The organism is Ectopseudomonas composti, from assembly GCF_001567565.1.
Classification (GTDB): Bacteria; Pseudomonadota; Gammaproteobacteria; order Pseudomonadales; family Pseudomonadaceae; genus Aquipseudomonas; species Aquipseudomonas composti_A.
The window spans coordinates 64,243-86,567 of the sequence record NZ_LSSW01000025.1; the positions used below are offsets into that span (position 1 = coordinate 64,243).

Annotated in this window: 20 protein-coding genes and 1 pseudogene; 2 read left to right on the forward strand and 19 right to left on the reverse strand. The window is 64.2% G+C overall.

Annotated elements, in window-relative coordinates:
- Positions 1-47: 47 nt before the first annotated feature.
- Positions 48-1,439 carry a DUF2868 domain-containing protein gene (locus PCLY_RS13415; RefSeq protein ID WP_061240147.1) on the reverse strand — a complete coding sequence of 464 codons (1,392 nt, stop codon included), beginning with the start codon at positions 1,437-1,439 and terminating at the stop codon, positions 48-50.
- A 60-nt stretch (positions 1,440-1,499) separates the two neighbouring features.
- On the reverse strand, positions 1,500-2,639 hold the full coding sequence (locus PCLY_RS13420) for a glycerophosphodiester phosphodiesterase (RefSeq protein WP_061240148.1): 1,140 nt from the start codon (positions 2,637-2,639) through the stop codon (positions 1,500-1,502).
- A 120-nt stretch (positions 2,640-2,759) separates the two neighbouring features.
- Between PCLY_RS13420 and PCLY_RS13425 the strand changes: the two genes are divergently transcribed.
- Positions 2,760-3,290, forward strand: coding sequence for a dihydrofolate reductase (locus PCLY_RS13425; protein WP_061240149.1), 531 nt, complete (start codon positions 2,760-2,762; stop codon positions 3,288-3,290).
- 111 nt (positions 3,291-3,401) lie between these two features.
- A complete protein-coding gene (locus tag PCLY_RS13430; RefSeq protein WP_061240150.1) occupies positions 3,402-4,049 on the forward strand; it encodes a YitT family protein in 648 nt (215 codons plus the stop codon).
- A 66-nt stretch (positions 4,050-4,115) separates the two neighbouring features.
- On the opposite strand, the gene gloA is transcribed toward PCLY_RS13430, so the two are convergent.
- The 17 genes and pseudogenes from gloA to PCLY_RS13510 all read right to left on the reverse strand — a co-directional run bounded on the left by gloA (position 4,116) and on the right by PCLY_RS13510 (position 22,271).
- The gene (gene gloA, locus PCLY_RS13435; protein WP_061240151.1) at positions 4,116-4,643 is read right to left on the reverse strand and encodes a lactoylglutathione lyase; all 528 of its coding nucleotides are present in this window, start codon (positions 4,641-4,643) and stop codon (positions 4,116-4,118) included.
- Positions 4,644-4,844: 201 nt separating this feature from the next.
- A complete protein-coding gene (locus PCLY_RS13440) occupies positions 4,845-5,303 on the reverse strand; it encodes a metallophosphoesterase family protein (protein ID WP_061240152.1) in 459 nt (152 codons plus the stop codon).
- A gap of 120 nt (positions 5,304-5,423) precedes the next feature.
- Entirely contained in the window at positions 5,424-7,262 is a 1,839-nt protein-coding gene (ilvD, locus tag PCLY_RS13445; protein ID WP_061240153.1) for a dihydroxy-acid dehydratase, read from the reverse strand.
- A gap of 202 nt (positions 7,263-7,464) precedes the next feature.
- Positions 7,465-7,932 (reverse strand): methyl-accepting chemotaxis protein, encoded by a 468-nt coding sequence (locus tag PCLY_RS25400; protein WP_231740163.1) that lies wholly within the window; start codon positions 7,930-7,932, stop codon positions 7,465-7,467.
- A 108-nt stretch (positions 7,933-8,040) separates the two neighbouring features.
- Positions 8,041-8,820 (reverse strand): annotated as a pseudogene (locus PCLY_RS25405) (PAS domain-containing protein); the annotation flags it as partial.
- Positions 8,821-8,920: 100 nt separating this feature from the next.
- Entirely contained in the window at positions 8,921-9,988 is a 1,068-nt protein-coding gene (locus PCLY_RS13455; protein ID WP_061240155.1) for a protein-glutamate methylesterase/protein-glutamine glutaminase, read from the reverse strand.
- Positions 9,985-10,494: a chemotaxis protein CheD gene (locus tag PCLY_RS13460; protein WP_061240156.1), complete on the reverse strand. Its 510-nt coding sequence runs from the start codon at positions 10,492-10,494 to the stop codon at positions 9,985-9,987. Before PCLY_RS13460 ends, PCLY_RS13455 begins: the two co-directional genes overlap by 4 nt.
- Positions 10,487-11,296: a CheR family methyltransferase gene (locus PCLY_RS13465; protein WP_061240157.1), complete on the reverse strand. Its 810-nt coding sequence runs from the start codon at positions 11,294-11,296 to the stop codon at positions 10,487-10,489. Before PCLY_RS13465 ends, PCLY_RS13460 begins: the two co-directional genes overlap by 8 nt.
- Positions 11,297-11,311: 15 nt before the next feature.
- The gene (locus tag PCLY_RS13470) at positions 11,312-11,821 is read right to left on the reverse strand and encodes a chemotaxis protein CheW (RefSeq protein WP_061240158.1); all 510 of its coding nucleotides are present in this window, start codon (positions 11,819-11,821) and stop codon (positions 11,312-11,314) included.
- A gap of 51 nt (positions 11,822-11,872) precedes the next feature.
- Positions 11,873-13,492 (reverse strand): methyl-accepting chemotaxis protein, encoded by a 1,620-nt coding sequence (locus PCLY_RS13475; protein WP_082768078.1) that lies wholly within the window; start codon positions 13,490-13,492, stop codon positions 11,873-11,875.
- Positions 13,489-14,040, reverse strand: coding sequence for a chemotaxis protein CheW (locus PCLY_RS13480; protein ID WP_061240159.1), 552 nt, complete (start codon positions 14,038-14,040; stop codon positions 13,489-13,491). The genes PCLY_RS13475 and PCLY_RS13480 overlap by 4 nt, the downstream gene beginning before the upstream one ends.
- A gap of 3 nt (positions 14,041-14,043) precedes the next feature.
- The gene (locus PCLY_RS13485) at positions 14,044-16,248 is read right to left on the reverse strand and encodes a methyl-accepting chemotaxis protein (protein ID WP_061240160.1); all 2,205 of its coding nucleotides are present in this window, start codon (positions 16,246-16,248) and stop codon (positions 14,044-14,046) included.
- A gap of 80 nt (positions 16,249-16,328) precedes the next feature.
- Positions 16,329-18,266 (reverse strand): methyl-accepting chemotaxis protein, encoded by a 1,938-nt coding sequence (locus tag PCLY_RS13490; protein ID WP_082768079.1) that lies wholly within the window; start codon positions 18,264-18,266, stop codon positions 16,329-16,331.
- Positions 18,263-20,416: a chemotaxis protein CheA gene (locus PCLY_RS13495; protein WP_061240161.1), complete on the reverse strand. Its 2,154-nt coding sequence runs from the start codon at positions 20,414-20,416 to the stop codon at positions 18,263-18,265. The genes PCLY_RS13490 and PCLY_RS13495 overlap by 4 nt, the downstream gene beginning before the upstream one ends.
- Positions 20,416-20,721, reverse strand: a complete 306-nt coding sequence (locus tag PCLY_RS13500) for an STAS domain-containing protein (RefSeq protein ID WP_061240162.1) — start codon at positions 20,719-20,721, stop codon at positions 20,416-20,418. Before PCLY_RS13500 ends, PCLY_RS13495 begins: the two co-directional genes overlap by 1 nt.
- Positions 20,722-20,736: 15 nt before the next feature.
- Positions 20,737-21,105, reverse strand: a complete 369-nt coding sequence (locus PCLY_RS13505) for a response regulator (protein WP_061240163.1) — start codon at positions 21,103-21,105, stop codon at positions 20,737-20,739.
- 11 nt (positions 21,106-21,116) lie between these two features.
- Positions 21,117-22,271: a methyl-accepting chemotaxis protein gene (locus PCLY_RS13510; RefSeq protein WP_231740160.1), complete on the reverse strand. Its 1,155-nt coding sequence runs from the start codon at positions 22,269-22,271 to the stop codon at positions 21,117-21,119.
- Positions 22,272-22,325: the final 54 nt, after the last annotated feature.

The window sequence follows — 22,325 nt, forward strand, 5'->3', positions numbered from 1 at the left end:
CTCTCCCGCTTGTGGGGGAGGGGTTGGGGGAGAGGGTAATAGAATCGTCAGTCATGCCCACTCTCCAGCCAGCTCAGCGGTGCCGTGTCGCCATGGGCCAGGCCGAGCTTGTCCAGCGCCTGGTGCCAGTCTGTCAGGCGTGCGCTGTCCAGGCTCTCGCTGGCGCTCGGTGGCAGTAGCCAGATGCGCGTGGCACCGGCCGAGCGCGCCAGTTCGCCGAGCAGCGCCAGGGTGCCGCGGTCCGGTGAGCGGCGTGGGTCGCAGACGATGGCCAGGCGTTCAGGCGGGAAGCGAGTCAGCTGTTCCAGCAACAGGCGGCGTTGTTCGCGGCTGTCGATCACCCCGGCGTCGGCCACGCCTTTGGGCAGCGCTGCCGGAGGCCAGGTGCGTCGCCCGTCCAGTTCGATGCCGAGCAGCAGTGCGCCGCTGCCCGCTTGGGTGCCGGCGCCGCTTGGCGGTTGATGCAGCGTGGCGGGCGCCAGGTCGCAGATGCCCAGGCGTTCGCTGTCCGGCTGCAGGCGCTGGCGCAGCAGGCCATAGCCGGGCAGGTCGAGATCCAGATGCAGCGCCCCCTTGCCGGTTTGCCAGCGCCACAGGCACAGCAGCGCCAGCAGCAGGCGCGGCAGCAGGCCGTAGACCAGTACCACGCCGACCAGCCAGCCAGCCCAGCTTTGCCGTGCCGCCTCACTGGCGATGGCGGCATCGCCACTGGCGCGGATCAGGTCGATGTCCGGCAGGCTGAAGCCGAGCAGCGCGGGCAGGGAGCCGATGGCCTGAGTCAGGGCGATGAAGGTGTCGCCGCCGAGAATGGTGGTTTCCCAGACGAAACCGTAGCGGCGGGTGGCGAGCAGCAGCAACAGGGTGATCAGTGCCGTGAGCATGGCCAGCGTCCACAGGCCGTTGACCATCAGACCCAGCCCCCAGCGCGTCAGGCGCTGGCGTTGCAGCATCAGCAGCAGTGCCGGTGCCAGTTGTGCGGCGCTGGCGTCGCGCGCCAGTTTTTCACTCAGCCACAGCCACAGGCGGCCGAGTGCGCCGGGGTGATCCCGGGTCAGCAGCAGGCCCAGCAGCCAGCCAAGCAGCATCAGCAGATTGAGCCCGAGCAGGCTGCCCAGGGCCCAGAACACATTCACCGGCTGGCGCCCGTCGCCCAGCGCTGCCAGGGCCAGGCCGAAACCGCTGGCCAGGGCCAGCAGCGCCAGTAGCAGGCCAGCCAGGCGTGCGCCTTGCAACCAGTGCAGCAACGCCTGCCACTGACCGTCACGGCGGGCCAGGTGCAGGGCGCGATGCTGGATGCGTTCGGTCAGGTCGCCGTGTTCGCTGCGGGCCCGGCGATTGGCCTCGGCGTCTTCGAGCGGGCCGGCGTGTTCCTCGCGCAGGCGAATCGTCTCGCTGAGCCAGAGGCGTTGGAATGCGGTGGGGGAGGAGGCGTCTATCACGCGGCGTCTCGTCGTTTGGATCAGGGGGTGAGAATAACCCCTGATCCGCCCCGGTGCGAATCAGCGCTGCTGGCGCAGACGCACGGCGATGTCCGGCTGGTCGATGAACAGGCCGTCGATGCCGGTGGCTAGGAAGGCGCGCAGCTCGGCGTCGATGTCGCCGTGTGCGGTCGGATCGCTGCCATTGCGCAGGTCTGTAGGCAGGAAGGCGTTCTCGGCGCGGAAGGTATAGGGGTGTACCTTGAGCCTGGCGGCATGGGCGTCGCTCACCAGGCTGGTCGGCGTGGTCAGGTTGCCGGCTGCATCACGCGGGATGATCATGCCTTTCTCCGGACCGATGCCGCTGGCGTAGCGGGCGATGGCTTTCAGGCCCTTGGGCGTGATCATCTGCGCATAGCTGAGGTCGGTGCCGAGTGCCTGCTGGTCGTATGGCTGGCCGTCCGTCCACAGCAGCTGGATCAGGCGGATCGAGGTCATGCGGCTGAGGGTCTTGAGGTTCTCCACCTCGAAGGACTGGATGTACACCGGCGCCTTGGCGCTGGCGTAGCCGTTGCGCTTGAGCACGGCCAGCAGCGGTTTCTCCATGGCCAGGCCGAGTTGCTGAAAGTGGGTGGGGTGCTTGGTTTCCGGGTACAGGCCGATCACCCGTTGCTGGCTGAGCTGCAGGCTCTTCACCAGGTCGATGATTTCCTGCAGGGTCGGGATTTCGAACTGGCCGTCGAAGCGCGTATTGCCCGGACGGACCTGCGGGATTCGCTCGATGGCGCGCAGCGTCTTGAGCTCGGCCAGGGTGAAGTCCTCGCTGAACCAGCCTTCCAGGCTGACGCCGTCGACCGTCTGGGTGCGCTTGCGTGCCGCGAACTCGGGGCGCTGGGCGACGTCGGTGGTCAGGCCCAGTTCATTGTCATGGCGCGCCACCAGTTGCCCGTCGCGGGTCATCACCAGGTCCGGCTCGACATAATCGGCACCTTGCAGCACGGCCAGGGCGTAGGCGGCCAGGGTGTGTTCGGGCACGTAACCACTGGCGCCACGGTGCGCGATCACCAGCGGCTTGCGCGCAGCATGCGCGTGCTGTGGCTGTGTGCCGGGTTGGCGCTGGGCCCAGTCGACGGCGTTCTGCACGGTGTCGGCCTGCACCGACAGTGCGGCGCTCAGCAATCCTGCGCACAGCAGTCCTGTGCGCAACAGGTTCGATATCATCGCGGCATCTCCTTGCTCGGGTGGGAGTGCCAAGCCTGGCGCATGGGCGATGACGATTCGGCGACAAACCGATGGCCGGTTGCCCGGGCTGTGAGCTGCTCGTCACTTGGTCGCTCTGCTATGCTCGCCGTCATGAACAAGACTCTACCTCTTTCCCTGATCGCCGCGCTCGCGCACAACCGCGTGATTGGCCGCGACAACCAACTGCCCTGGCACCTGCCGGCGGACCTCAAGCACTTCAAGGCACTGACCCTGGGCAAGCCGATCATCATGGGGCGCAAGACCTGGGATTCGCTCGGCCGGCCCTTGCCGGGGCGCCTCAACATCGTCGTCAGTCGCCAGCCGGGCCTGACCCTGGAGGGTGCCGAGGTGTTCGCCACCCTGGACGCGGCCATCGAGCGCGCCGATGCCTGGGCGCGCGAAGAGGACGCCGAGGAGCTGATGCTGATCGGCGGCGCGCAGCTCTACGAGCTGGGCCTGGCGCAGGCCGATCGCCTGTACCTGACGCGTGTCGGTCTCGATCCCGAGGGCGATGCTTTCTTCCCCAAGGTCGAAGAGGCCACCTGGCGCATGACCTCCAGCGTCGAGCACCCCGCCAGCGCCGAAACACCCTTCTATGCCTTCGAAGTGTGGGAGCGCCGCGGCGCATAATCCTGCCGAGCGTTGCGGCCGTCTTTGCCGGCAGGCTGCTTTGCGTGGTGTGACGGCCATGGCCTTGCCACTGCCGTAACGGCTTTCGTGCATTCTGATGCAGGTTCTTTCATGACTGAGCAATCGCCCGTCGACGAGCGCCCGAGCGTCGTCGCTGCACTCTTCGTGCGTCATCCACTCTGGGAGGATGCGCTGGCTCTGCTGTTCGGCACCGCTCTGGTGGCGCTGGGTATCGCCTTCTACGCACACGCTGGCCTGATCACCGGCGGCACCGTTGGCATCGCCTTCCTGGCCAATTACCAGGCCGGCTGGTCGTTTGGTCTGGTGTTCGGCCTGGTCAACCTGCCGTTCTACTTGCTCGGGATCTGGCGCATGGGGTGGGGTTTCACCTTGCGCACGGGCTGCGCGGTGCTGCTGGTGTCGCTGTTGGCCGAGGCGACGCCGCACTGGGTCGCCTTCGCTCACTTGAGCAGCCTCTACGCCGCGTTGTTCGGCGGCGCGGCGATGGGGCTGGGGTTGCTCATGCTGTTTCGCCACCGTGCCAGCCTGGGCGGGGTGAACATTCTCGCGCTGTACATGCAGGAGCGCTTCGGCTTGCGGGCCGGCGCCGTGCAGATGGCCATCGACGCGAGCGTCGTGCTGGCGGCGATCTTCGTGGTGTCGCCAGACAAGGTGCTGCTCTCGGTGCTGGGGGCGGTGATGCTCAATCTGGTGCTGGCGATCAATCACCGGGCGGATCGCTACGTCGGCGTCAGTTGAATCTTTTGACGCATGAGGGGCTGCCTGGTTGCAGGCAGCCCCTCGTCGTTTTCGCGGACGCGAAAATCAGATCACCTCGGTGAACTGGATGATCTCCACCCAGTAGCCATCCGGGTCCTTGATGAAGGCGATGTCGCGCATGCGGCCGTCGGTGAGGCGCTTCTGGAAGGTTACGCCGAGGTCTTCGAAGCGCTGGCAGGCGGCCTTGATGTCCGGCACCGCTACGCACAGGTGGCCGAAGCCGCGTGGGTCGCTGTTGCCGCTGTGGTAGGCAAATTCCGGGTCTTTCTCGGTGCCGTAGTTGTAGGTCAGTTCCAGCACGCCGGGGATGGACTTGCGCCACTGATGCCGGGCCGCCGGGTCAGCGGGAATCTGCGACTTGTCGTTGATCAGGGCAAGGAAGTACAGGCTGAACTCGGCGTCGGGGAAGTCCTTCTTCTCCAGCAGGGTGAAGCCCAGCACGCGGGTGTAGAAATCCAGCGACTTCTGCAGATCCTTCACGCGGATCATGGTGTGGTTGTAGACGAATTCTGCAGTGGCGACGTCGGGCTTGGCGGTCACGCCGGGCAGGGTGTTCAGTTCGTCGAGGGTCATGGGGTTCTCCATCAGGCGTGAAAAGTCTGTACTTGCCTAGATGGATTCGGTGGCAACGTTTTTCAAGTATGTGGGTAAGCCTTTGCCAGCCCTGACCAAGCAACGATGCAGGGGCGTATGTAGGAGCTGCTTCAGCCGCGATTGACGCGGAGACGCGAAGCATCGCGGCTGAAGCCGCTCCTACGGCGCATACGGTTGGCTTCAGATCTGCAGGGTGATCAGCTCGGCTCGCGCCTTGTCATCCTCGATATGCACGATGCCCAGGCCGATGGGCAGCTTGAAACGCCGTGGCCCGGCGCTACCGGGGTTGAGGTAGAGCACGCTGCCGCGCATCTCGTGCAGCGGCTTGTGCGAGTGCCCGGCGATCACCACGTCGACGCCGAGTGCGGCCGGGTCGATATCCAGCTGCTTGATGTCATGCAACACATGCAGCGTGACGCCGCCAAACGTCAACGTCAGGCGCTCGGGGATGGCGTCGGCCCAGGCGTCCTGGTCGTTGTTGCCACGCACCACCGACAGCGGCGCGATGCGCTGCAGTTCGGCGAGGATGTGCGGCCCGCCGATATCACCGGCATGGATCAGATGATCAACGCCCTGCAATGCCGCCAACGCTTCGGGGCGCAGCAGGTTGTGGGTGTCGGCGATCAGGCCGATGCGCATGGGACTCTCCGGTTTGGGAATACAGGCTTCAGCTTGCGGGGATCACGAGCGGATGCAAAACCTGCCGGCAAGAAAAAGCCCGGCATCGAGCCGGGCTTTCTCAGGCTGCAGGTGCGGGAATCAGCCGTCCAGCATCGCCTTGTCACGTACCGCGCCCTTGTCGGCGCTGGTGGCGAGCAGGGCGTAGGCCTTCAGAGCGGTGGTCACCTTGCGCGTGCGTGGCGCGGCAGGTTTCCAGCCTTTCTTGTCCTGTTCGGCGCGGCGGGTGGCCAGCTCTTCATCACTGACCAGCAGGTTGATGCTGCGGTTGGGGATGTCGATGAGGATCTTGTCACCGTCGTTGACCAGGCCGATAGCACCACCGGAAGCCGCTTCCGGCGAGGCGTGGCCGATGGACAGGCCGCTGGTGCCGCCGGAGAAACGGCCGTCGGTGAGCAGGGCGCAGGCCTTGCCCAGGCCCTTGGACTTGAGATACGAGGTCGGATAGAGCATTTCCTGCATGCCCGGGCCGCCTTTCGGGCCTTCGTAGCGGATGATGACGATGTCGCCGGCTTTCACCTCATCGGCGAGGATGCCTTTGACCGCGCTGTCCTGGCTCTCGAAGACCTTGGCGGTGCCTTCGAAGACGTGGATGGACTCATCGACGCCGGCGGTCTTAACCACGCAGCCGTCGAGGGCGATGTTGCCGTACAGCACGGCCAGGCCGCCTTCCTGCGAGTAGGCGTGCTCGACGCTGCGGATGCAGCCTTCGGCGCGGTCGTCGTCGAGGCTGTCCCAGCGGGTCGACTGGCTGAACGCAGTCTGGGTCGGGATGCCGGCAGGGCCTGCCTTGAAGAAGTGGTGCACCGCCTCGTCCTGGGTCTGGGTGATGTCCCACTGGGCGATGGCGTCACTCATGCTCGGGCTGTGCACGGTGGGCACGTCGGTGTGCAGCAGGCCGCCACGGGCCAGTTCGCCGAGGATGGAGAAGATGCCGCCAGCGCGGTGCACGTCTTCCATGTGGTACTTCTGAATGTTCGGCGCCACCTTGCACAGCTGCGGCACCTTGCGCGACAGGCGATCGATGTCGCGCAGGTCGAAGTCGATCTCGGCTTCCTGAGCGGCGGCCAGCAGGTGCAGGATGGTGTTGGTCGAACCGCCCATGGCGATGTCGAGCATCATGGCGTTCTCGAACGCCTTGAAGCTGGCGACGTTGCGCGGCAGTACCGACTCGTCGCCTTCGCCGTAGTAGCGTTGGCACAGCTCGACGGCCAGGCGGCCGGCGCGCAGGAACAGCTGCTCGCGGTCGCTGTGGGTGGCCAGGGTGGAGCCGTTGCCCGGCAGGGACAGGCCCAGGGCTTCGGTCAGGCAGTTCATCGAGTTGGCGGTGAACATGCCGGAGCAGCTGCCGCAGGTCGGGCAGGCGCTGCGCTCGTACTCGGCGACCTTCTCGTCGGACGCAGTCGAGTCGGCGGCGATGACCATGGCGTCGACCAGGTCCAGGCCGTGGCTGGCCAGCTTGGTCTTGCCGGCTTCCATCGGGCCGCCGGAGACGAATACCACCGGGACGTTCAGGCGCAGGGCAGCCATCAGCATGCCGGGGGTGATCTTGTCGCAGTTGCTGATGCAGACGATGGCGTCGGCGCAGTGGGCGTTGACCATGTACTCCACGGAGTCAGCGATAATCTCGCGGCTCGGCAGCGAATAGAGCATGCCGTCATGGCCCATGGCGATGCCGTCGTCGACGGCGATGGTGTTGAATTCCTTGGCCACGCCGCCGGCTTTCTCGATCTCGCGGGCAACCAGCTGGCCGAGGTCCTTCAGGTGCACGTGGCCGGGCACGAACTGGGTGAAGGAGTTGGCGATGGCGATGATCGGTTTCTTGAAGTCTTCGTCCTTCATCCCGGTGGCGCGCCACAGGGCACGGGCGCCGGCCATGTTGCGGCCGTGGGTGGAGGTTTTCGAGCGGTAATCGGGCATGACGGTTTCCTGCGGCTAATTCGGTTGAGTGTGCGGTGAGCAACGTCGGGGCGGCTGATCGCCGCTTGAGGAGGGCTGCAAGACGAGTCGGGATCACCACTCGTGCGCCAGGGCTCACGGGCCCGCCGGGGATGCCAGGCGAGGAATCGGCTGATTCTACGCCCGGCAGGGCTGGAGGGGAAAGACCGCTAGCCGGAAGGCACTAGCTGGGCTGCACTACGGTGCCGGGGCGGAGGCCGTCGTCGATCTTGTGGGTCAGGCGCTGGATGGCTTGCACCATTCGCTGCGCGCCACCCTGAATGCTCTGGATGGCTCGCCCAGCCTCATTCGCCAGCACAACTCCCTGGTCCACCTTTTCGCAGCTCTGACGCATGCTGGATACGGCTTCCTGGGCCAGTTCGTGATTGCGCCTCACCACCTCAATGATTTCCTCGGTGGCCTGAGCGGTGCGGGAGGCAAGGTTGCGCACTTCATCTGCGACAACCGCAAAGCCTCGGCCTTGCTCGCCTGCGCGAGCGGCTTCGATGGCGGCGTTAAGGGCCAGAAGATTGGTCTGCTCGGCGATGCCGCGAATGGACTGAACGATACTGTTGATCAGCTCTGACTGCTGGCTGACTGCGCTCAAACGCTCGGCTGCATGGGTCAGCCCTCCGGCGATACCCTGCACCATATCCACGGTGCGCGTGACTACCTCGGCGCCCCCTTGGGCTTCAGCGTCGGTTTGCAACGCGGTTTCAAAGGCCAGGTGAGTCGCTGCGGATTCCGCCTGCTGCTCCAATACCTTGGCGGTGATGTCGGATGCGAACTTGACGATCTTGTAGAGACGCCCGCGAGTGTCGAATACCGGGTTGTAGCTGGCCTCGAGCCATATCACCTTGCCTTCCCGGTTGCGCCGCTGGAAGCGGCCGCTGCAGTATTCGCCGCGATTGAGTTGCTGCCAGAACTGCTGGTAGCCCGAGCCGGTCGTTTCTTCCGGGGCGCAGAACAGGCGGTGATGACGGCCTATCACGTCCTGCGGCCGGTAGCCCATCACACTGAGGAAGTTGTCATTAGCGGCGAGCACCTCGCCGCTTGGATTGAACTCGATGACGGCCGTCGAGCGGTTCAGGGCCGTCATGATCGCGTCTTCTTCATGCTGCTGAACAACGCTCTGGGTAATGTCGGTTGCCAGCTTGATCACCTTGGTGACTGCGCCTGTGGCGTCATGCACAGGGTTATACGAGGCTTCTAGCCAGACGTCTCGCCCCTGTTTGTCGAGGCGCAGAAAACGCTCTCGGATGAACTCACCGCGCGCCAAGCGCGCCCAGAACTGCCGGTACTCGTTGCTTTCTGCTTGCTGCCTTTGGCAGAACATGCGGTGGTGTTGCCCCACGATTTCATCGAGACGGTAACCCATGGTGTGCAGGAAGTTTTCGTTCGCGCCGAGAATCGTTCCGTCGGGTTGGAACTCGATGATGGCCTGTGAACGATTTAGGGCGTCCTGCAGTGCCAGGGCTTGGGCCAGCGCTTCATTGCAGCGCGCCAGTTCTTGTTTCAGAGCGGTATTGAAGAAGTTCATTTTGTGGATCTCCGGTTCTCCCTCAGATCAGGCTACGTGGCATGAACGAGGGCAAAGATGTTCCTGTTTGGCGATGCTCCCTGGTCTCTGGTCCGCATGCTCAATGCTGTTCTCCCCTTAGGATGTAGGCGGGTATCTGCTCCAGCGGGATTTCCCGGCTGACCGCGTCAATTTTCTTGGCCTCTTTGGGCATGCCGTAGACCACGCAACTGGCCTCGTCCTGGCCGAGGGTGAAGGCGCCTGCCTCGTGCATTTCGCGCAGGCCGCGGGCGCCGTCGTCGCCCATGCCGGTCATGATGATGCCGGTGGCGTTGGCGCCAGCGGCACGGGCAGTGGAGCGGAACAATACGTCCACCGAGGGTTTGTGCCGGCTCACGGGCGGGCCGTCGACCACTTCGACCATGTACTGCGCGCCACTGCGCTTGAGCAGCATGTGGCGACCACCGGGCGCGATCAGGGCGCGACCGGGGATGACCCGGTCGCCGTGCTTGGCTTCGCGCACTTCGATCTGGCACAAGCCGTTGAGGCGTTCGGCGAAGGCCGCGGTGAATTTTTCCGGCATGTGCTGAACGATGACGATGCCCGGGCAGACGCGCGGCAGCGCGGTGAGTACGTACTCCAGAGCCTGGGTGCCGCCGGTGGAGGTGCCGATGGCGACGACTCGCTCGGTGGTGCGGGACATGGCCCCGACACTGCTGGCCGGCAGGATGGCGTCGGCATTGAGCTTGGGCGCCACTGCCACGGGGGCTGGCGTCTGGCGCCTGAGGCGGGCCTGGGACGCGGCCCGAATCGCACCGGCCAGCTCTTCGGTGGCCTCCAGCAGAAACTGGCGCAGACCGACCTGCGGCTTGGTGACGATGGCCACGGCACCGGCGGCCATGGCCTCCATGGTGGTGGCGGCGCCTTTTTCCGTCAGGGTCGAGCAGATCACCACCGGGGTCGGACGCTCGGCCATCAGCTTCTTCAGGAAGGAAATGCCGTCCATGCGTGGCATCTCCACGTCCAGCACGATCACGTCGGGCCATTCGCGCTGCATCTTGTCCAGGGCGAACAGGGGGTCGGCAGCGGTGCCGATCACCTCGATGCCGGCGTGTTCGGCGAGACTGGCATTCAACACCTGGCGAACGACAGCGGAGTCGTCGACGATCATCACCTTGATGTTCTTCATGATGGTTGCGCCTCGTAGCGGCGTGTAGCGATCTGCTGTTGGGAGGGGCAGCGCAGGGTGACGTGGCCGCTCCAGATGTCGAAAATCAGGTTACGGTAGCCATCGCCACCGGCATGTGTGGCATGGCACTGCAGTCCATGGGCGGCGAGCAGTTCCAGGCCAGCGCTGACATTAGCGTGGCCGATGTTACGTTTGACCTGTGCGCCGAACATGTTGCCGCCGCCGAACAGGCTGATGCGATAGTCGCTGGAGCGTGTGCCACTGGCCTTGATCTCGCAGAGCAGCATATGCAGGGCCTCATCGGCGTAGCGCCCATCGAGCTGTTTCCCGGGGTGGCGTCGACTGGGCAGCATGTAGTGGCACATGCCGCCGAGCAGCTCGTTCTGGTGCCAGAGCACCAGCGATACGCACGAGCCCAGCAGGGTACGGATGCGCGTATGGCGGTCGCCGAAGTACAGATCCCCCGGTTGCAGGAAGACCTCGATGACGCCATCGGGCTTATGCATGGGGCTTCCGGTAGATCGAAGGGCGCAACGCCTGCAGTTCGTCGCTGATGCCGTTGAGACTTTCCGAGTGGCTGACGAAGAAGTAACCGCCAGGACGAAGGCGCGCGCACAAGCGCTGTACGACCTGGCGCTTGGTCGGCTGGTCGAAGTAGATCATCACGTTGCGCAGGAAGATCACATCGAACACGCCGACCTCGGGCAGTGCATTGTTGAGGTTGATCTGGCGAAAGCTGATGCGGCGCTTGAGCGCCGGCTCCAGGGTGAACATGCCGGCGTGCTGGCCGGTGCCTTGCAGGCAATGGCGGTGCAGCACCTCACGCGGAATACCGGTGGCACCCTCCAGGGGGTAGATACCGGCGCGGGCCTTGTCGAGGATGCGCGTACTGATATCCGAGGCGAGGATTTCCCAGGGGCGAGTGCCCAGGCTGTCGGCCAGCAGCAGGGCCAGGGTGTAAGGCTCCTCGCCGCTGGAGCAGGCTGCGCTCCAGATGCGTAGAGGCTGGCTGCCGCTGCGCAGTTCGTCCTGCAGGCGCTGCTGGAGAAACTCGAAGTGCTTCGGTTCGCGGAAGAAATAGGTCTCGTTGGTGGTCAACAGGTCGACGGCGGTCTGCAGCTCGTCCTTGTCCTTCATGAGCAACTGGAAGTAGTCGCCGAAGCTGCTCAGGTCGTAGTGGCGCAGGCGCTTGCTCAGCCGTCCTGCGACCAGCTGGCGCTTGGCGTCGCTCATGGCGATGCCGGCGATCTCGTAAATCATGTCGCGAAACTGCTGGAACTCGCGATTGCTCAGGCTGGCGGCATTCATTACGGACTCCCGGGCTCAGGCCTGTTCAGGCAGTTGGTTGGCGGCCAGTCGGCGCAGGTCGTCGAGCGACAGCACACGACCGATATCGAGCAATACCACCAGGCGTGTGTCGAGCTTGCCCATGCCGATGAGGAAGTCGGTCGGAATATGGCTACCGAGGCTGGGCGGCGGTTCGATGTCCTGGACCGGGATTTCCAGCACGGCGTTCACGGCCTCGACGACGATGCCGATAACCTGCTGCAGACCATCACGCTGGACTTCCAGGATGACGATGCACGAGCGGCGTCCGATCTGCGTCGCGTCCTGACCGAAGCGCTGGCGCAGATCCATGATCGGTACCACGCCGCCGCGCAGGTTGATGACGCCGAGGATGCTCGGGGGCATCAGCGGCACCGGGGTCAGCCGACCATACTCGATGATCTCGCGGACATCGCGCGTGCCAACGGCGAAAATTTCGTCGCCGAGGCTGAACGTCAGGTATTGCTGGCTGGTGTCCGTGGCGGTGGCCGGGTTGAAGCTGGACATGAGTCGCTCCTGGGGCACTGTGTGGTGCCCGGCTGCGAATGTGGGCTGTGGTCAGTGCTGGAAGCGTATGAAGCCGGCGTACGCCGAATCCTGCGCGAACGAGTTGCTGCTGGCTTCGCTCGTTTCTCGGGGGCGGCTGGCCTGTTGGCTGCGCTCTGGACTCTTGCTGCCAGCGCTGTTTTGGATCTTGAAGAAATCCATCAACTGCTGCAGTTGTTCGGCCTGGCCACTCATTTCTTCGGCGGTGGCTGCCAGTTCCTCGGAGGCAGAGGCTGATTGCTGGGTGATCTCGCTGAGCTGATTCATGGCGGTGTTGATCTGCCCGACCCCGGCACTCTGTTCTTCGGAGGCTGCGGAAATTTCCTGTACCAGATCCGATGTCTTGGCGATCGAGGGCAGCATCTGGTCGAGCAAGTCGCCCGCGCGTTCGGCCAGCGATACGCTGTTCTTGGCTACCTCACTGATTTCCTGAGCGGCGATCTGGCTGCGTTCGGCCAGCTTGCGAACTTCGGCGGCCACCACGGCGAAGCCCTTGCCGTGTTCGCCAGCGCGGGCGGCCTCAATGGCGGCGTTGAGCGCCAGCAGGTTGGTCTGGTAGGCGATGTCGTCGACGATGCCGATCTTGTCGGCAATGGTCTTCATCGCCGATACGGTGTCCTTGACCGCCTGGCCGCCCTCGTCAGCCTCACGTGCGGCCTTGCTGGCCATGCCGTCGGTGACCTTGGCGTTCTCGGTGTTCTGCGCGATGGAGGCGGACATCTGTTCCATCGAGGCACTGGTTTCCTCCACCGAGGCGGCTTGCTCCGAAGCACCCTGGCTCATGCTCTGCGCGGTCGCGGAGATCTGCTCGGAGGCTGAGGTCAGGGCGTTGGCATTGCTGCGCACCTCGCCGATGATCTGCGCCAGTTTTTCTACCATCACCTTGATCGCGGCGAGCATGCTGGTGGTGTCGCCGGCCTTGGTATTGACGCTGGCGGTGAGGTCGCCGGCGGCGATGCGCGCCACCATTTCGGCCGCGTAGGCCGGCTCGCCTCCGAGCTGGCGCAGCAGATTGCGGGTAATGAACAGACCGATCAGCGCAACCAGCAACAGGGTGATAGCGGACACGATGATGGAGGACAGTGTGGCGGTGTGCAGCTGCTCGCTGGCATCCAGGGTGGCCTGGTCACCTAGTTTCTCGTTGAAGTCCACGTGAGCTTCGAAGGCGCGGGTCAGTTCGTTGATGGCCGCCGAGTTGTCGAGAATCATCTTTGCCGCCGCTTCGGTCTGGTTGTCGGCGGACAGCTTGATGACCGCGCCCTGCACCTCCCGAAAGCGCGCCAGCGCCGCCAGCACTTTGTCCAACAGTTGCTGATCCTCTTCATTGGACAGCAGCTTGCGATAGGCCTCGGTAGCATCTTGCAGGCTCTGCTCGGTCTTGCGGATGTCCTCTTCGATCAGGCGCATATTGGCGTCATCGGTGGTCAGGATGTGCTTGTACATCTGCCGGATCAGGTCCTTGGCATTGCTTTCCATACCACGCAGGGCCAGCAGGCTGGGTACCGTGTTGTCATTGCCGTAGTTGGCCGAGGTAAACACCGACTTGAGCTGGTACTGGCCGACACCTGCCAGCACGATGATGCCGAGCAGAGCCGAGAGAACCAGAAGGATCATTTTCTTGCTGATGGTCATTTATTTGCTCCTGCGCGCTCGCGCGCATCGCATGGTAGGTACGAGGTGTCGCTGGGTTGGCCTGCCATGGCGGCGATCTGCGCGACCGACAACACTTGCTCCATGCGTAACAGGGTGAGGAAGTGCTCGTCGATGCGAGCCATGTCCTCGATGAATTCGCCGCGAATGCGGCTGCCGAACGCGGGGGCCTGGCGGATGGCCCCTGGTTCAACTTCCACCACCGCGTTGACCGCATCGACCAGGGCGCCCATCAAATGGGTCTCCTCCTCGTCGAGAATTTCCACGATGACGATGCAGGTGCGCGCGCCGAGGGCAGTACGACCATGGCCGAAGCGTTCGGCCAGGTCGATGATCGGCACCACGGCGCCGCGCAGATTGATCACGCCGCGCACCAGACTGGGCATCATCGGCACCATCGTGATCTGGTCGAACTCGAGGATCTCGCGCACGTAACGGGTGGCGACGCCATACAGGTCCTGGCCGACGCGGAAAGTCAGGTACTGGCGTTGTTGCTCTTCGTTGATCAGCAGGGTGAGATCGGTGGTCATGGTTCAGCTCCCGAAGCGGGCGAATCCGCCGTTTTGTTCGCCGGATGCACTTGGCGCTACCGATATGGCCGCATGCTGGGGGCGTGAGATATTGAGCAGGTTGTCGCGGTTGGCCAGGCGAAAGAACTGCACCAGGTTTTGCAGGTTGATCGATTGGCTGGTCATTTCCTCGGCTGTGGCCGCTAGCTCTTCCGAGGCTGCCGCGTTCTGCTGGGTGATGTCGCTGAGTTCGCCCATGGTGCTGCTGATCTGGTTCACCCCTATGTTCTGCTCTTCCGAGGCGGCAGAGATTTCCTGTACCAGGTCGGAGGTCTTGGTGATCGACGGCACCATCTGGTCGAGCAGGTTGCCGGCACGCTCGGCCAGCGACACGCTGTTCTTGGCCACTTCGCTGATTTCCTGGGCTGCGACCTGGCTGCGTTCTGCCAGCTTGCGTACTTCGGCGGCGACCACGGCGAAGCCCTTGCCGTGCTCGCCGGCACGAGCGGCTTCGATGGCGGCGTTGAGGGCCAGCAGGTTGGTCTGGTAGGCGATGTCGTCGACGATGCCGATCTTGTCGGCGATGGTCTTCATCGCGGCCACGGTGTCCTTGACCGCCTGGCCACCCTCGTCAGCCTCACGTGCGGCTTTGCCGGCCATGCCGTCGGTGACTTTGGCGTTCTCGGTGTTCTGTGCGATCGAGGCGGACATCTGCTCCATCGCCGCGCTGGTTTCTTCGACCGAGGCGGCCTGGCTGGAGGCGGCCTGGCTGAGGCTCTGCGCGGTGGCGGAGATTTCCTCGGCGGCGCTGCTGAGCGTGCAGGTGGACTGCTGCACCTGGCCGATCACGTCCGCCAGTTTGCGTACGGTGGCATTGAGCGATTGCTGCAGTTCCTCGAGATTTCCTTTGTAGTTTCCGTTCATGGAGCGAGTCAGGTCGCCTTCGGCTAGCGCCTTGATCACGGCCATGGCTTCGTTGACCGGGGTGATGATGGCTTCCAGTGTTTCATTGAAGCCATTGACGATATTGCGGTAGTAGCCTTTGTGTCGGTTGGCATCGGCACGTACGTCGAGCTTGCCATGCATCGCCGATTGGCTGAGCAGGCTGGTGTCCTCGATCAGTGCGACCATGTTGGCGCGCAACTGCTCGATGGTCTGGTTGATGAACACCTTCTTGCCAGGGAAGGTTTCCAGATGAGCTTCGAGGTTGCCGGCACCGAGCTCCTGCACGCAGGCGATGGCTTTCTTCTTCACGGCGATGTGGCCGGCGACCATGGCGTTGATGCCGTGGGCGATCTCGGCGTAGCTACCGGAAAAGCGTGCTGCGTCGATGACCACATCGATATCGCCCTTGTCGTGCTCTTCGGCCATGTGGCGCATCTCGTCCATCAGCCCGGCGATGTTGCGGCGCAGGGTTTCGATGTTGTCGTTGATGAAGGCCTTCTTGCCGGGGAACTGCTCCAGCGAAGCGTTAAGGTCACCTTCACCGATGGCCTTGACACAGGCCATGGCTTTTTTCTTCACCGCTATATGTCCGGCGACCATGGCGTTGATGCCGTGGGCGATCTCGGCGTAGCTGCCAGAAAAGCGCGAGGCGTCGATGACCAAATCGATATCGCCCTTGTCGTGCTCTTCGGACATGTGGCGCATCTCGTCCATCAACCCGGTGATATTGCGGCGCAGGGTTTCGATGTTGTCGTTGATGAAGGCTTTCTTGCCGGGGAACTGTTCCAGCGGCGCCTTCAGGTCGCCTTCGGCGATTGAGCGCACGCAGGCCATGGCTTTTTTCTTCACATCGATATGGCTGGTCACGAGGGCGTTGATGTCCTCGGCCACCGCGCCGTAGATGCCGGGGCGGTGGGTGTCCAGCGTCGCGTCGATATCGCCCTGGGCGTGTTCATCACTGACGCGGCGCAGGCTCTGGGCTAACCCATCGAGTTGCCCGCCGATTTGTTGCAGATGATCGCGTAGCGAGCTGGCGGCTGCGGGAAGCGCAGGCTGATGGCTGACTTCACCGCGCGTCAGTTGCTCGGCGAAGTCGAGCAGGGCCTGGGGTTCAGCGCCCAGTGGCTGCAACGTGCGTTGCAGCAGCAGACCCTGCACGATAACGGCGATGGCCGCCAGGAGCGCGATGGGCATGGCCGCGCTGGCGGCCAGATTGGATGCGAGAACCAGCAGTGCGAGGGTGGCCGTCGCGATCAGCGTCGTTATGCGAAGGGTGATGTTCATTGCACGGTACTCCTCCGTTGAGTGAATGGTGTGACTTGTGCCCCTGTGTTTTGCGTGAGCTGCGCATTCATTTGCATGACTCAGCTCCCGAAGCGGATGAACCCGCCTTCCTGCTCATCGACCTGTGCTGTTGGAACGCTGCGTACTACCGGCTTGGCCCGCGCTGTACTGGTGTCGCTGCGCTGATTGGTCAACTGGAAGAACTGCATCAGGTCCTGCAGGTTGACCGATTGCCCGGTCATTTCCTCGGAGGTGGCGGCCAGCTCTTCGGAGGCAGCAGCGTTCTGCTGGGTGATGTCGCTGAGCTGGGTCATGGCGGCGCTGATCTGGTTGACGCCGGTGTTCTGCTCGTCCGAGGCGGCGGCGATTTCCTGCACCAGGTCGGAGGTCTTGGAGATCGACGGCAGCATGTGGTCGAGCAGGCTACCGGCGCGCTCGGCCAGCGACACGCTGCTCTTGGCCACTTCGCTGATTTCCTGGGCGGCCACCTGGCTGCGTTCTGCCAGCTTGCGCACTTCGGCGGCGACTACCGCAAAGCCCTTGCCGTGCTCGCCGGCTCGGGCCGCTTCGATGGCGGCGTTGAGGGCCAGCAGGTTGGTCTGGTAAGCGATGTCGTCGACGATGCCGATCTTGTCGGCGATGGTCTTCATCGCGGCCACGGTGTCGCGCACCGCCTGGCCGCCTTCGCTGGCTTCGCAGGAAGCCTTGCCGGCCATGCTGTCGGTGATCTTGGCATTCTCGGCGTTCTGCGCGATGGAGGCGGACATCTGCTCCATCGCCGCGCTGGTTTCCTCGACCGAGGCGGCCTGGCTGGAGGCCGCATGGCTGAGGCTTTGCGCGGTGGCGGAAATTTCCTCGGCGGCGCTGCTGAGCATGCTGGTGGAGTGTTGTACCTGGCCAATCACATCCGCCAGTTTGTTCACCGTGGCATTGATCGACTGCTGCAGTTCGGCCAGATGCCCCTTGTAGTGGCCGTTCATGGTGCAGGTCAGGTCACCCTGGGACAGCCCAGCGATCACGTTCATGGCTTCACGCAACGGGGATACGATGGCTTCCAGGGTGTCGTTGATGCCCTCGACGATGCGACGGAAGTCCCCCTCATGGCGGCTGGCGTCGGCGCGGGTGTCGAGGCGCCCGTCGAGCGCGGCCTGGCTGAGCATCTGGGTATCTTCGATCAGAGCCAGGACGTTGCGGCGCAGGGTTTCGATGTTGTCGTTGATGAAGGCCTTCTTGCCGGGGAACTGCTCCAGCGGCGCCTTCAGGTCGCCTTCGCTGAAGGCCTTGATGCAGGCCATGGCCTTCTTCTTCACGCTGATATGGCCGGCGACCATGGCGTTGATGCCGTGGGCGATTTCGGCATAGCTGCCGGAGAAGCGTGTGGCATCGATGGCCACGTCGATATCGCCCTTGTCATGCTCGTCGGCCATGTGGCGCATCTCGTCCATCAGCCCGGTGATATTGCGGCGCAGGGTTTCGATGTTGTCGTTGATGAAGGCCTTTTTGCCTGGCAGTTGTTCCAGTGGCGCGTTGAGGTCGCCTTCGGCGATCGAGCGCACGCAGGCCATGGCCTTTTTCTTCACTTCGATATGGCTGGCCACCAGGGCGTTGATGCCCTGTGCGACTTCGCCATAGAGACCGGGGAGGCGGGTGTCCAGCGCCACGTCGATGTCGCCACGGGCGTGTTCATCGCTGACATGGTGCAGGTTCTGGGTAAGCCCGCCGAGCTGGGCCGCAGCCTGTTGCAGGCGGTCCTGCAATGAGCCAGCGCTCGCCTGATTCTGCGGCCGCGGGCTGTTGTCGCCACGCGCCAGCCGCTCGGCCAGGTCGAGCAGGAGCAGAGGGTCCGCCCCCAGTTGCTGGTTCAGGCTGCGCTGCAGCAGCAGCCCCTGAATGGCGACGGCAATGGCTGCCAGGATGGCCACCGGCAGAACCGCGCTGGCAGCCAGGTTGGATGCCAGCACCAGCACGGCGACGATGGCGGTAGCGGTCAAGCTCATGATGCGCAGAGTGAGGTTCATTGCACGGTACTCCTGAGTTGCTGGGCTGGGCTGGCGACGCGCGCATTGGCGTTTTGCGTGACCTGCGTCAGCAGGCCCGGGATATCGAGGATCAGGGCGACCGCACCACTGCCAAGGATGGTGAAGCCGCTCAGCGCCGGGACCTGGCAGAACACCTTGCCCAGCGGCTTGATCACGGTCTGGAATTCGCCGAGCAACTGGTCGACCACCAGGCCGGCGCGAACCCCGGCGTAGCTGACCACCACCACGTTTTCGCGGCGGGGTGGCTGGCTCTGGTCATCGAACATCTGGCGCAGGCGAATGAACGGCAGCACGTCGCCGCGCAGGTCGAGGTGCTGCTGGCCGGCGATCTGCTCGCTGGGCAGCTCGATGCATTCCTCGACCATGTCCAGCGGCACCACGTAGCTGGCCTGGCCGACACCGATGAGGAAGCCATCGATGATCGCCAGGGTCAGCGGCAGGCGGATGCGCACGCAGGTGCCCTGGCCGAGCTTGCTGTCGAGTTCGACGGTGCCGCGCAGGGCGGTGATGTTGCGTTTGACCACGTCCATGCCGACGCCGCGGCCGGAGAGGTTGCTGATCTGCTCGGCGGTGGAGAAACCGGGTTCGAAGATCAGGTTGAGAATCTCCTTGTCGCTGAGCGGCTGGCCCTCGCTGACAAGGCCACGCTGGGTGGCTTTGGCCAGGATCTTCTGCGGGTTGAGGCCGCCGCCGTCGTCCGACACTTCGATGACGATGCCGCCGGCCTCGTGGTAGGCGTTGAGGCGGACCACGCCCTGCACCGACTTGCCGCTGGCGCGCCGCGCGTCGGCCGCTTCGATACCGTGGTCCATGGCGTTGCGCACCAGGTGAGTGAGCGGGTCGCCGATCTTCTCCACCACGGTCTTGTCCAGCTCGGTGTCGCCGCCGCTGATCTGCAGCACGATGTCCTTGCCCAGCTCCTTGGACACGTCGCGCACCACGCGCTGGAAGCGGTTGAAGGTGGCGCCGATCTGCACCATGCGCAGGGTCAGGGCACTGTCACGCACCTCTTCGACCAGGCGCGAGAGGGTCTCGGCAGACTCGCTCATGTCGGTCAGGCCACTGCGCTGGGCCAGCATGCGGGTGTTGGCGCCGGCGATGATCAGCTCGCCGACCAGATTGATCAGTTGATCGAGTTTGCTGGCGTCGACACGGATCAGGTTGGCGTCGTTGCTGCCACGCGCTGCCTCCTTGCCGCTGCGCGCCTCGGGGGATGGGGCTGGAGTGGCGCTTTCAGCCTGGATGCTGGGGGTATCGACGCTGGCTTGGAGGCTGTCGGTGGCGCTGAGTGCTTCGATACTCAGCCCGGAGCAGCGTGCCAGGCGTTCGAGTTGCGCCGAGCCTTCGCTGGCGCGCTCCTGCAGCAGCGCCTGGAAGTCGTCCAGGCTGGCGCCGGGTGGCAGCAGACGGATGCTGCCCTCTTCGCGAACGAAGTCGAAGGCGCCTTCGATGGCGCTGGCTTCGGCGTCGCTGGCGAAGCTGAGTTCCAGGCCCAGGTAGCAGGTTTCCGCATCCAGCTCATCGAGTGTCGGCAGGTGGTCGAGTACCGTCTCGATATGCAGCACCTGACCGAGTGTGCTCAGGTAGCGGATGAAGGCCAGTGGATCCATGCCGTTGCGCAGGGTGTCCGGGCCAAAACGCAGTGACAGGTACCAGTGCTGACTGCCGCCGGCGGCACGGTGTTCCTGAGTGGCGCTGGCGCTCGGAGTGGTCGCTGTGCTGGCCGACTGATCCTGCAGGTAGCGGCTCAGGGCCGTGATCAGCTCCTGGCCGTTGGCGTTCACGCTGTCAGGCAGTTCCGCCAGGTCTCCACCGTCGGCCAGGTGACGAATCAGCCCGGCCAGGTGGTCGCCGGCGTTGAGCATCAGGGCGATCAGGTCGGCGTCCAGGCGCAGCTCACCGCCACGTACGCGGTCGAGCACGCTTTCTGCCACATGGGTGAAGGCGACGATGCCATCGAAGCCGAACAGCCCGGCCGAGCCCTTGATGGTGTGGGCGGCGCGAAAGATGGCGTTGATCAGTTCGGGATCATCCGGGCTGTGTTCGACCTGCAGCAGCGCGTCTTCCATCTGCAGCAGCAGCTCCTGACTTTCGGCGATGAAGGTGCCGATGATGCTGTCGAGGTTCATCAGTTGGCCTCCGGGGCGATCAGTGCGTCGCCCAGCCCACTCAGGGCGAGCAGCTCGCGAACCACTGCATTGGCGCCCAGCAAGCGCAGGTCGATATCCTGGCGGCGTGCCTGTTCGCGGGTAGCCAGCAGCAGTTGCAGGCCGGCGCAGTCGAATTCCTCGATGCCGCTCAGGTCGATCTCGAGGGCGATGGCGCCCTGCAGAGCTGCGCTCAGGCGCGGCTTGGTGTCGGCTGCGGTGTAGATGCTCAGGGCGCCGTCGAGCTGCAGTTGGCGGGTCTCATCGACTGTGGTGGTCGCGTGCATGGCACACCTCGCGGATCAGGGCAGGATCAGTTTGGAGACGGCGGTGAGCATCTGCGCCGGCTGGAAGGGTTTGACCACCCAGGCTTTGGCACCGGCTGCCTGGCCTTCGCTCTTCTTGGCGTCGCCGGCTTCGGTGGTGAGCATGATCACGGGGGTGAATTTGTAGTTGGGCAGCGTCTTGACGTTCTTCAGGAAGGTGATGCCATCCATGTTCGGCATGTTCACGTCGCTGATGATCAGGTGCACCTTGCGCCCGTCGAGCTTGGTCAGCGCGTCCTTGCCATCGACGCCTTCGATGACGTCGTAACCGGCACTTTTCAGGGTCATGCCGACGACCTGGCGAATGGAGGCGGAGTCGTCGACGATGAGAATGGTCTTGGCCATGGGGCAGGTCCTCAGAAAAAGGTGATATCGGAAGCGCTTTCGGCTGCTGCACTGCGGCGGCCGTGATGAATGGAGTGCTGCTCGGGCATGGTGTAGGTGCGCGACAGCTCGTCGAGCCAGGTGCGCGCGTCGATCCGTTCGCAGGGCTCGCTCAGGTGCATGCCCAGGCGCTGAATGTCGTCGCGCATGTGGCCCAGCATCTGGCTGACGCGGTCCTGGAATTGCAGCGCCACCAGCACCTCGGAGATTTCCTCGCCAACGGCCCTGTTCTCCTGATGCAGCACCGCACCCTGTTCGACCAGGCGAGTGGCGCTGCCACGCAGGTCGTCGATGAGCTGGCGGATCACTTCGCTGGCGCTTTTCAGGGTGTTGGCGTCGCGGTCGGTGTGTTCGTTGGAGACCTGCAGGGTGCGCTCGATGGCCGAGCTGACGGTTTCGATGGTTTCGTCGATGCGTTTTCCGGTGGCTTCGGACAGGGTGGAGAGCTTGCGCACTTCATCGGCGACGACGGCGAAGCCACGGCCGGCCTCACCGGCCCGTGCGGCCTCGATGGCGGCATTGAGGGCCAGTAGGTTGGTCTGCTTGGCGACGTCGCCGACCTCCTTGGCCATGGTGCGCAGTTGGGTGGTGTAACCACTGAGGCTGATCACTTCGGCCAGCAGGGTCTCTTTGCTGCTCAGTGCCTGACGCAACTGGCCGACGATGGCTTCCAGGTCATGCTCGCTGCTGGCCAGGAGGCTGAGCAGCGATTGCTCGTCGCCCTGGTTGTCGCTACTGACCACTGCGCTGATGCGCTGGGCCAGCTGGGTGAAGCGTGCGCTGAGCGATTCGATGGCCGTTTCGGTGTGCTGGCGAGCCGCTTCGATCTGCTGCGACCAGACAGGAGACAGGCCACGGCACAGGTCGGGCAGGCCATCTACGTGGCGTTGGGCCTCCGCTGCCTGACCAGCGCTGACGCCGCTCTGGTAGGCCAGCGCGGCCGCTTCGGCCTGCTTGCTGGTCAGACTGCGTACGCTGGTGTGCACCAGTACACCGGGCAGCAGCGCAGCGATCAGCCAGTAGGCGCTGGGTAGTACCAGCACCAGCCAGGCGAGCAGCAAGCCGCCAAGGCTGGCCAGGGCTGCGGGGAGCCAGGAAATCCGGGGGGTGGTGAGCTGTGCGGTCACGTTGACACTCCATCGGGCAGCGACGTCGGGTATTGGCTACCCGGTCTTGGCTGT

Bases quoted from the DNA above. Each gene is read 5' to 3' on its own strand.
- PCLY_RS13420 (WP_061240148.1), bottom strand. From the start codon at position 2,639: ATGATATCGAACCTGTTGCGCACAGGACTGCTGTGCGCAGGATTGCTG.
- PCLY_RS13505 (WP_061240163.1), bottom strand. From the start codon at position 21,105: ATGGCCAAGACCATTCTCATCGTCGACGACTCCGCCTCCATTCGCCAG.
- PCLY_RS13480 (WP_061240159.1), bottom strand. From the start codon at position 14,040: ATGACCACCGATCTCACCCTGCTGATCAACGAAGAGCAACAACGCCAG.
- PCLY_RS13455 (WP_061240155.1), bottom strand. From the start codon at position 9,988: ATGAAGAACATCAAGGTGATGATCGTCGACGACTCCGCTGTCGTTCGC.
- ilvD (WP_061240153.1), bottom strand. From the start codon at position 7,262: ATGCCCGATTACCGCTCGAAAACCTCCACCCACGGCCGCAACATGGCC.
- PCLY_RS13475 (WP_082768078.1), bottom strand. From the start codon at position 13,492: ATGACCATCAGCAAGAAAATGATCCTTCTGGTTCTCTCGGCTCTGCTC.
- gloA (WP_061240151.1), bottom strand. From the start codon at position 4,643: ATGACCCTCGACGAACTGAACACCCTGCCCGGCGTGACCGCCAAGCCC.
- PCLY_RS13470 (WP_061240158.1), bottom strand. From the start codon at position 11,821: ATGTCCAGCTTCAACCCGGCCACCGCCACGGACACCAGCCAGCAATAC.
- PCLY_RS13440 (WP_061240152.1), bottom strand. From the start codon at position 5,303: ATGCGCATCGGCCTGATCGCCGACACCCACAACCTGCTGCGCCCCGAA.
- PCLY_RS13465 (WP_061240157.1), bottom strand. From the start codon at position 11,296: ATGAATGCCGCCAGCCTGAGCAATCGCGAGTTCCAGCAGTTTCGCGAC.
- PCLY_RS13500 (WP_061240162.1), bottom strand. From the start codon at position 20,721: ATGCACGCGACCACCACAGTCGATGAGACCCGCCAACTGCAGCTCGAC.
- PCLY_RS13485 (WP_061240160.1), bottom strand. From the start codon at position 16,248: ATGAACATCACCCTTCGCATAACGACGCTGATCGCGACGGCCACCCTC.
- PCLY_RS13430 (WP_061240150.1), top strand. From the start codon at position 3,402: ATGACTGAGCAATCGCCCGTCGACGAGCGCCCGAGCGTCGTCGCTGCA.
- PCLY_RS13495 (WP_061240161.1), bottom strand. From the start codon at position 20,416: ATGAACCTCGACAGCATCATCGGCACCTTCATCGCCGAAAGTCAGGAG.
- PCLY_RS13425 (WP_061240149.1), top strand. From the start codon at position 2,760: ATGCTCGCCGTCATGAACAAGACTCTACCTCTTTCCCTGATCGCCGCG.
- PCLY_RS25400 (WP_231740163.1), bottom strand. From the start codon at position 7,932: ATGGTGCAGGGTATCGCCGGAGGGCTGACCCATGCAGCCGAGCGTTTG.
- PCLY_RS13460 (WP_061240156.1), bottom strand. From the start codon at position 10,494: ATGCATAAGCCCGATGGCGTCATCGAGGTCTTCCTGCAACCGGGGGAT.
- PCLY_RS13490 (WP_082768079.1), bottom strand. From the start codon at position 18,266: ATGAACCTCACTCTGCGCATCATGAGCTTGACCGCTACCGCCATCGTC.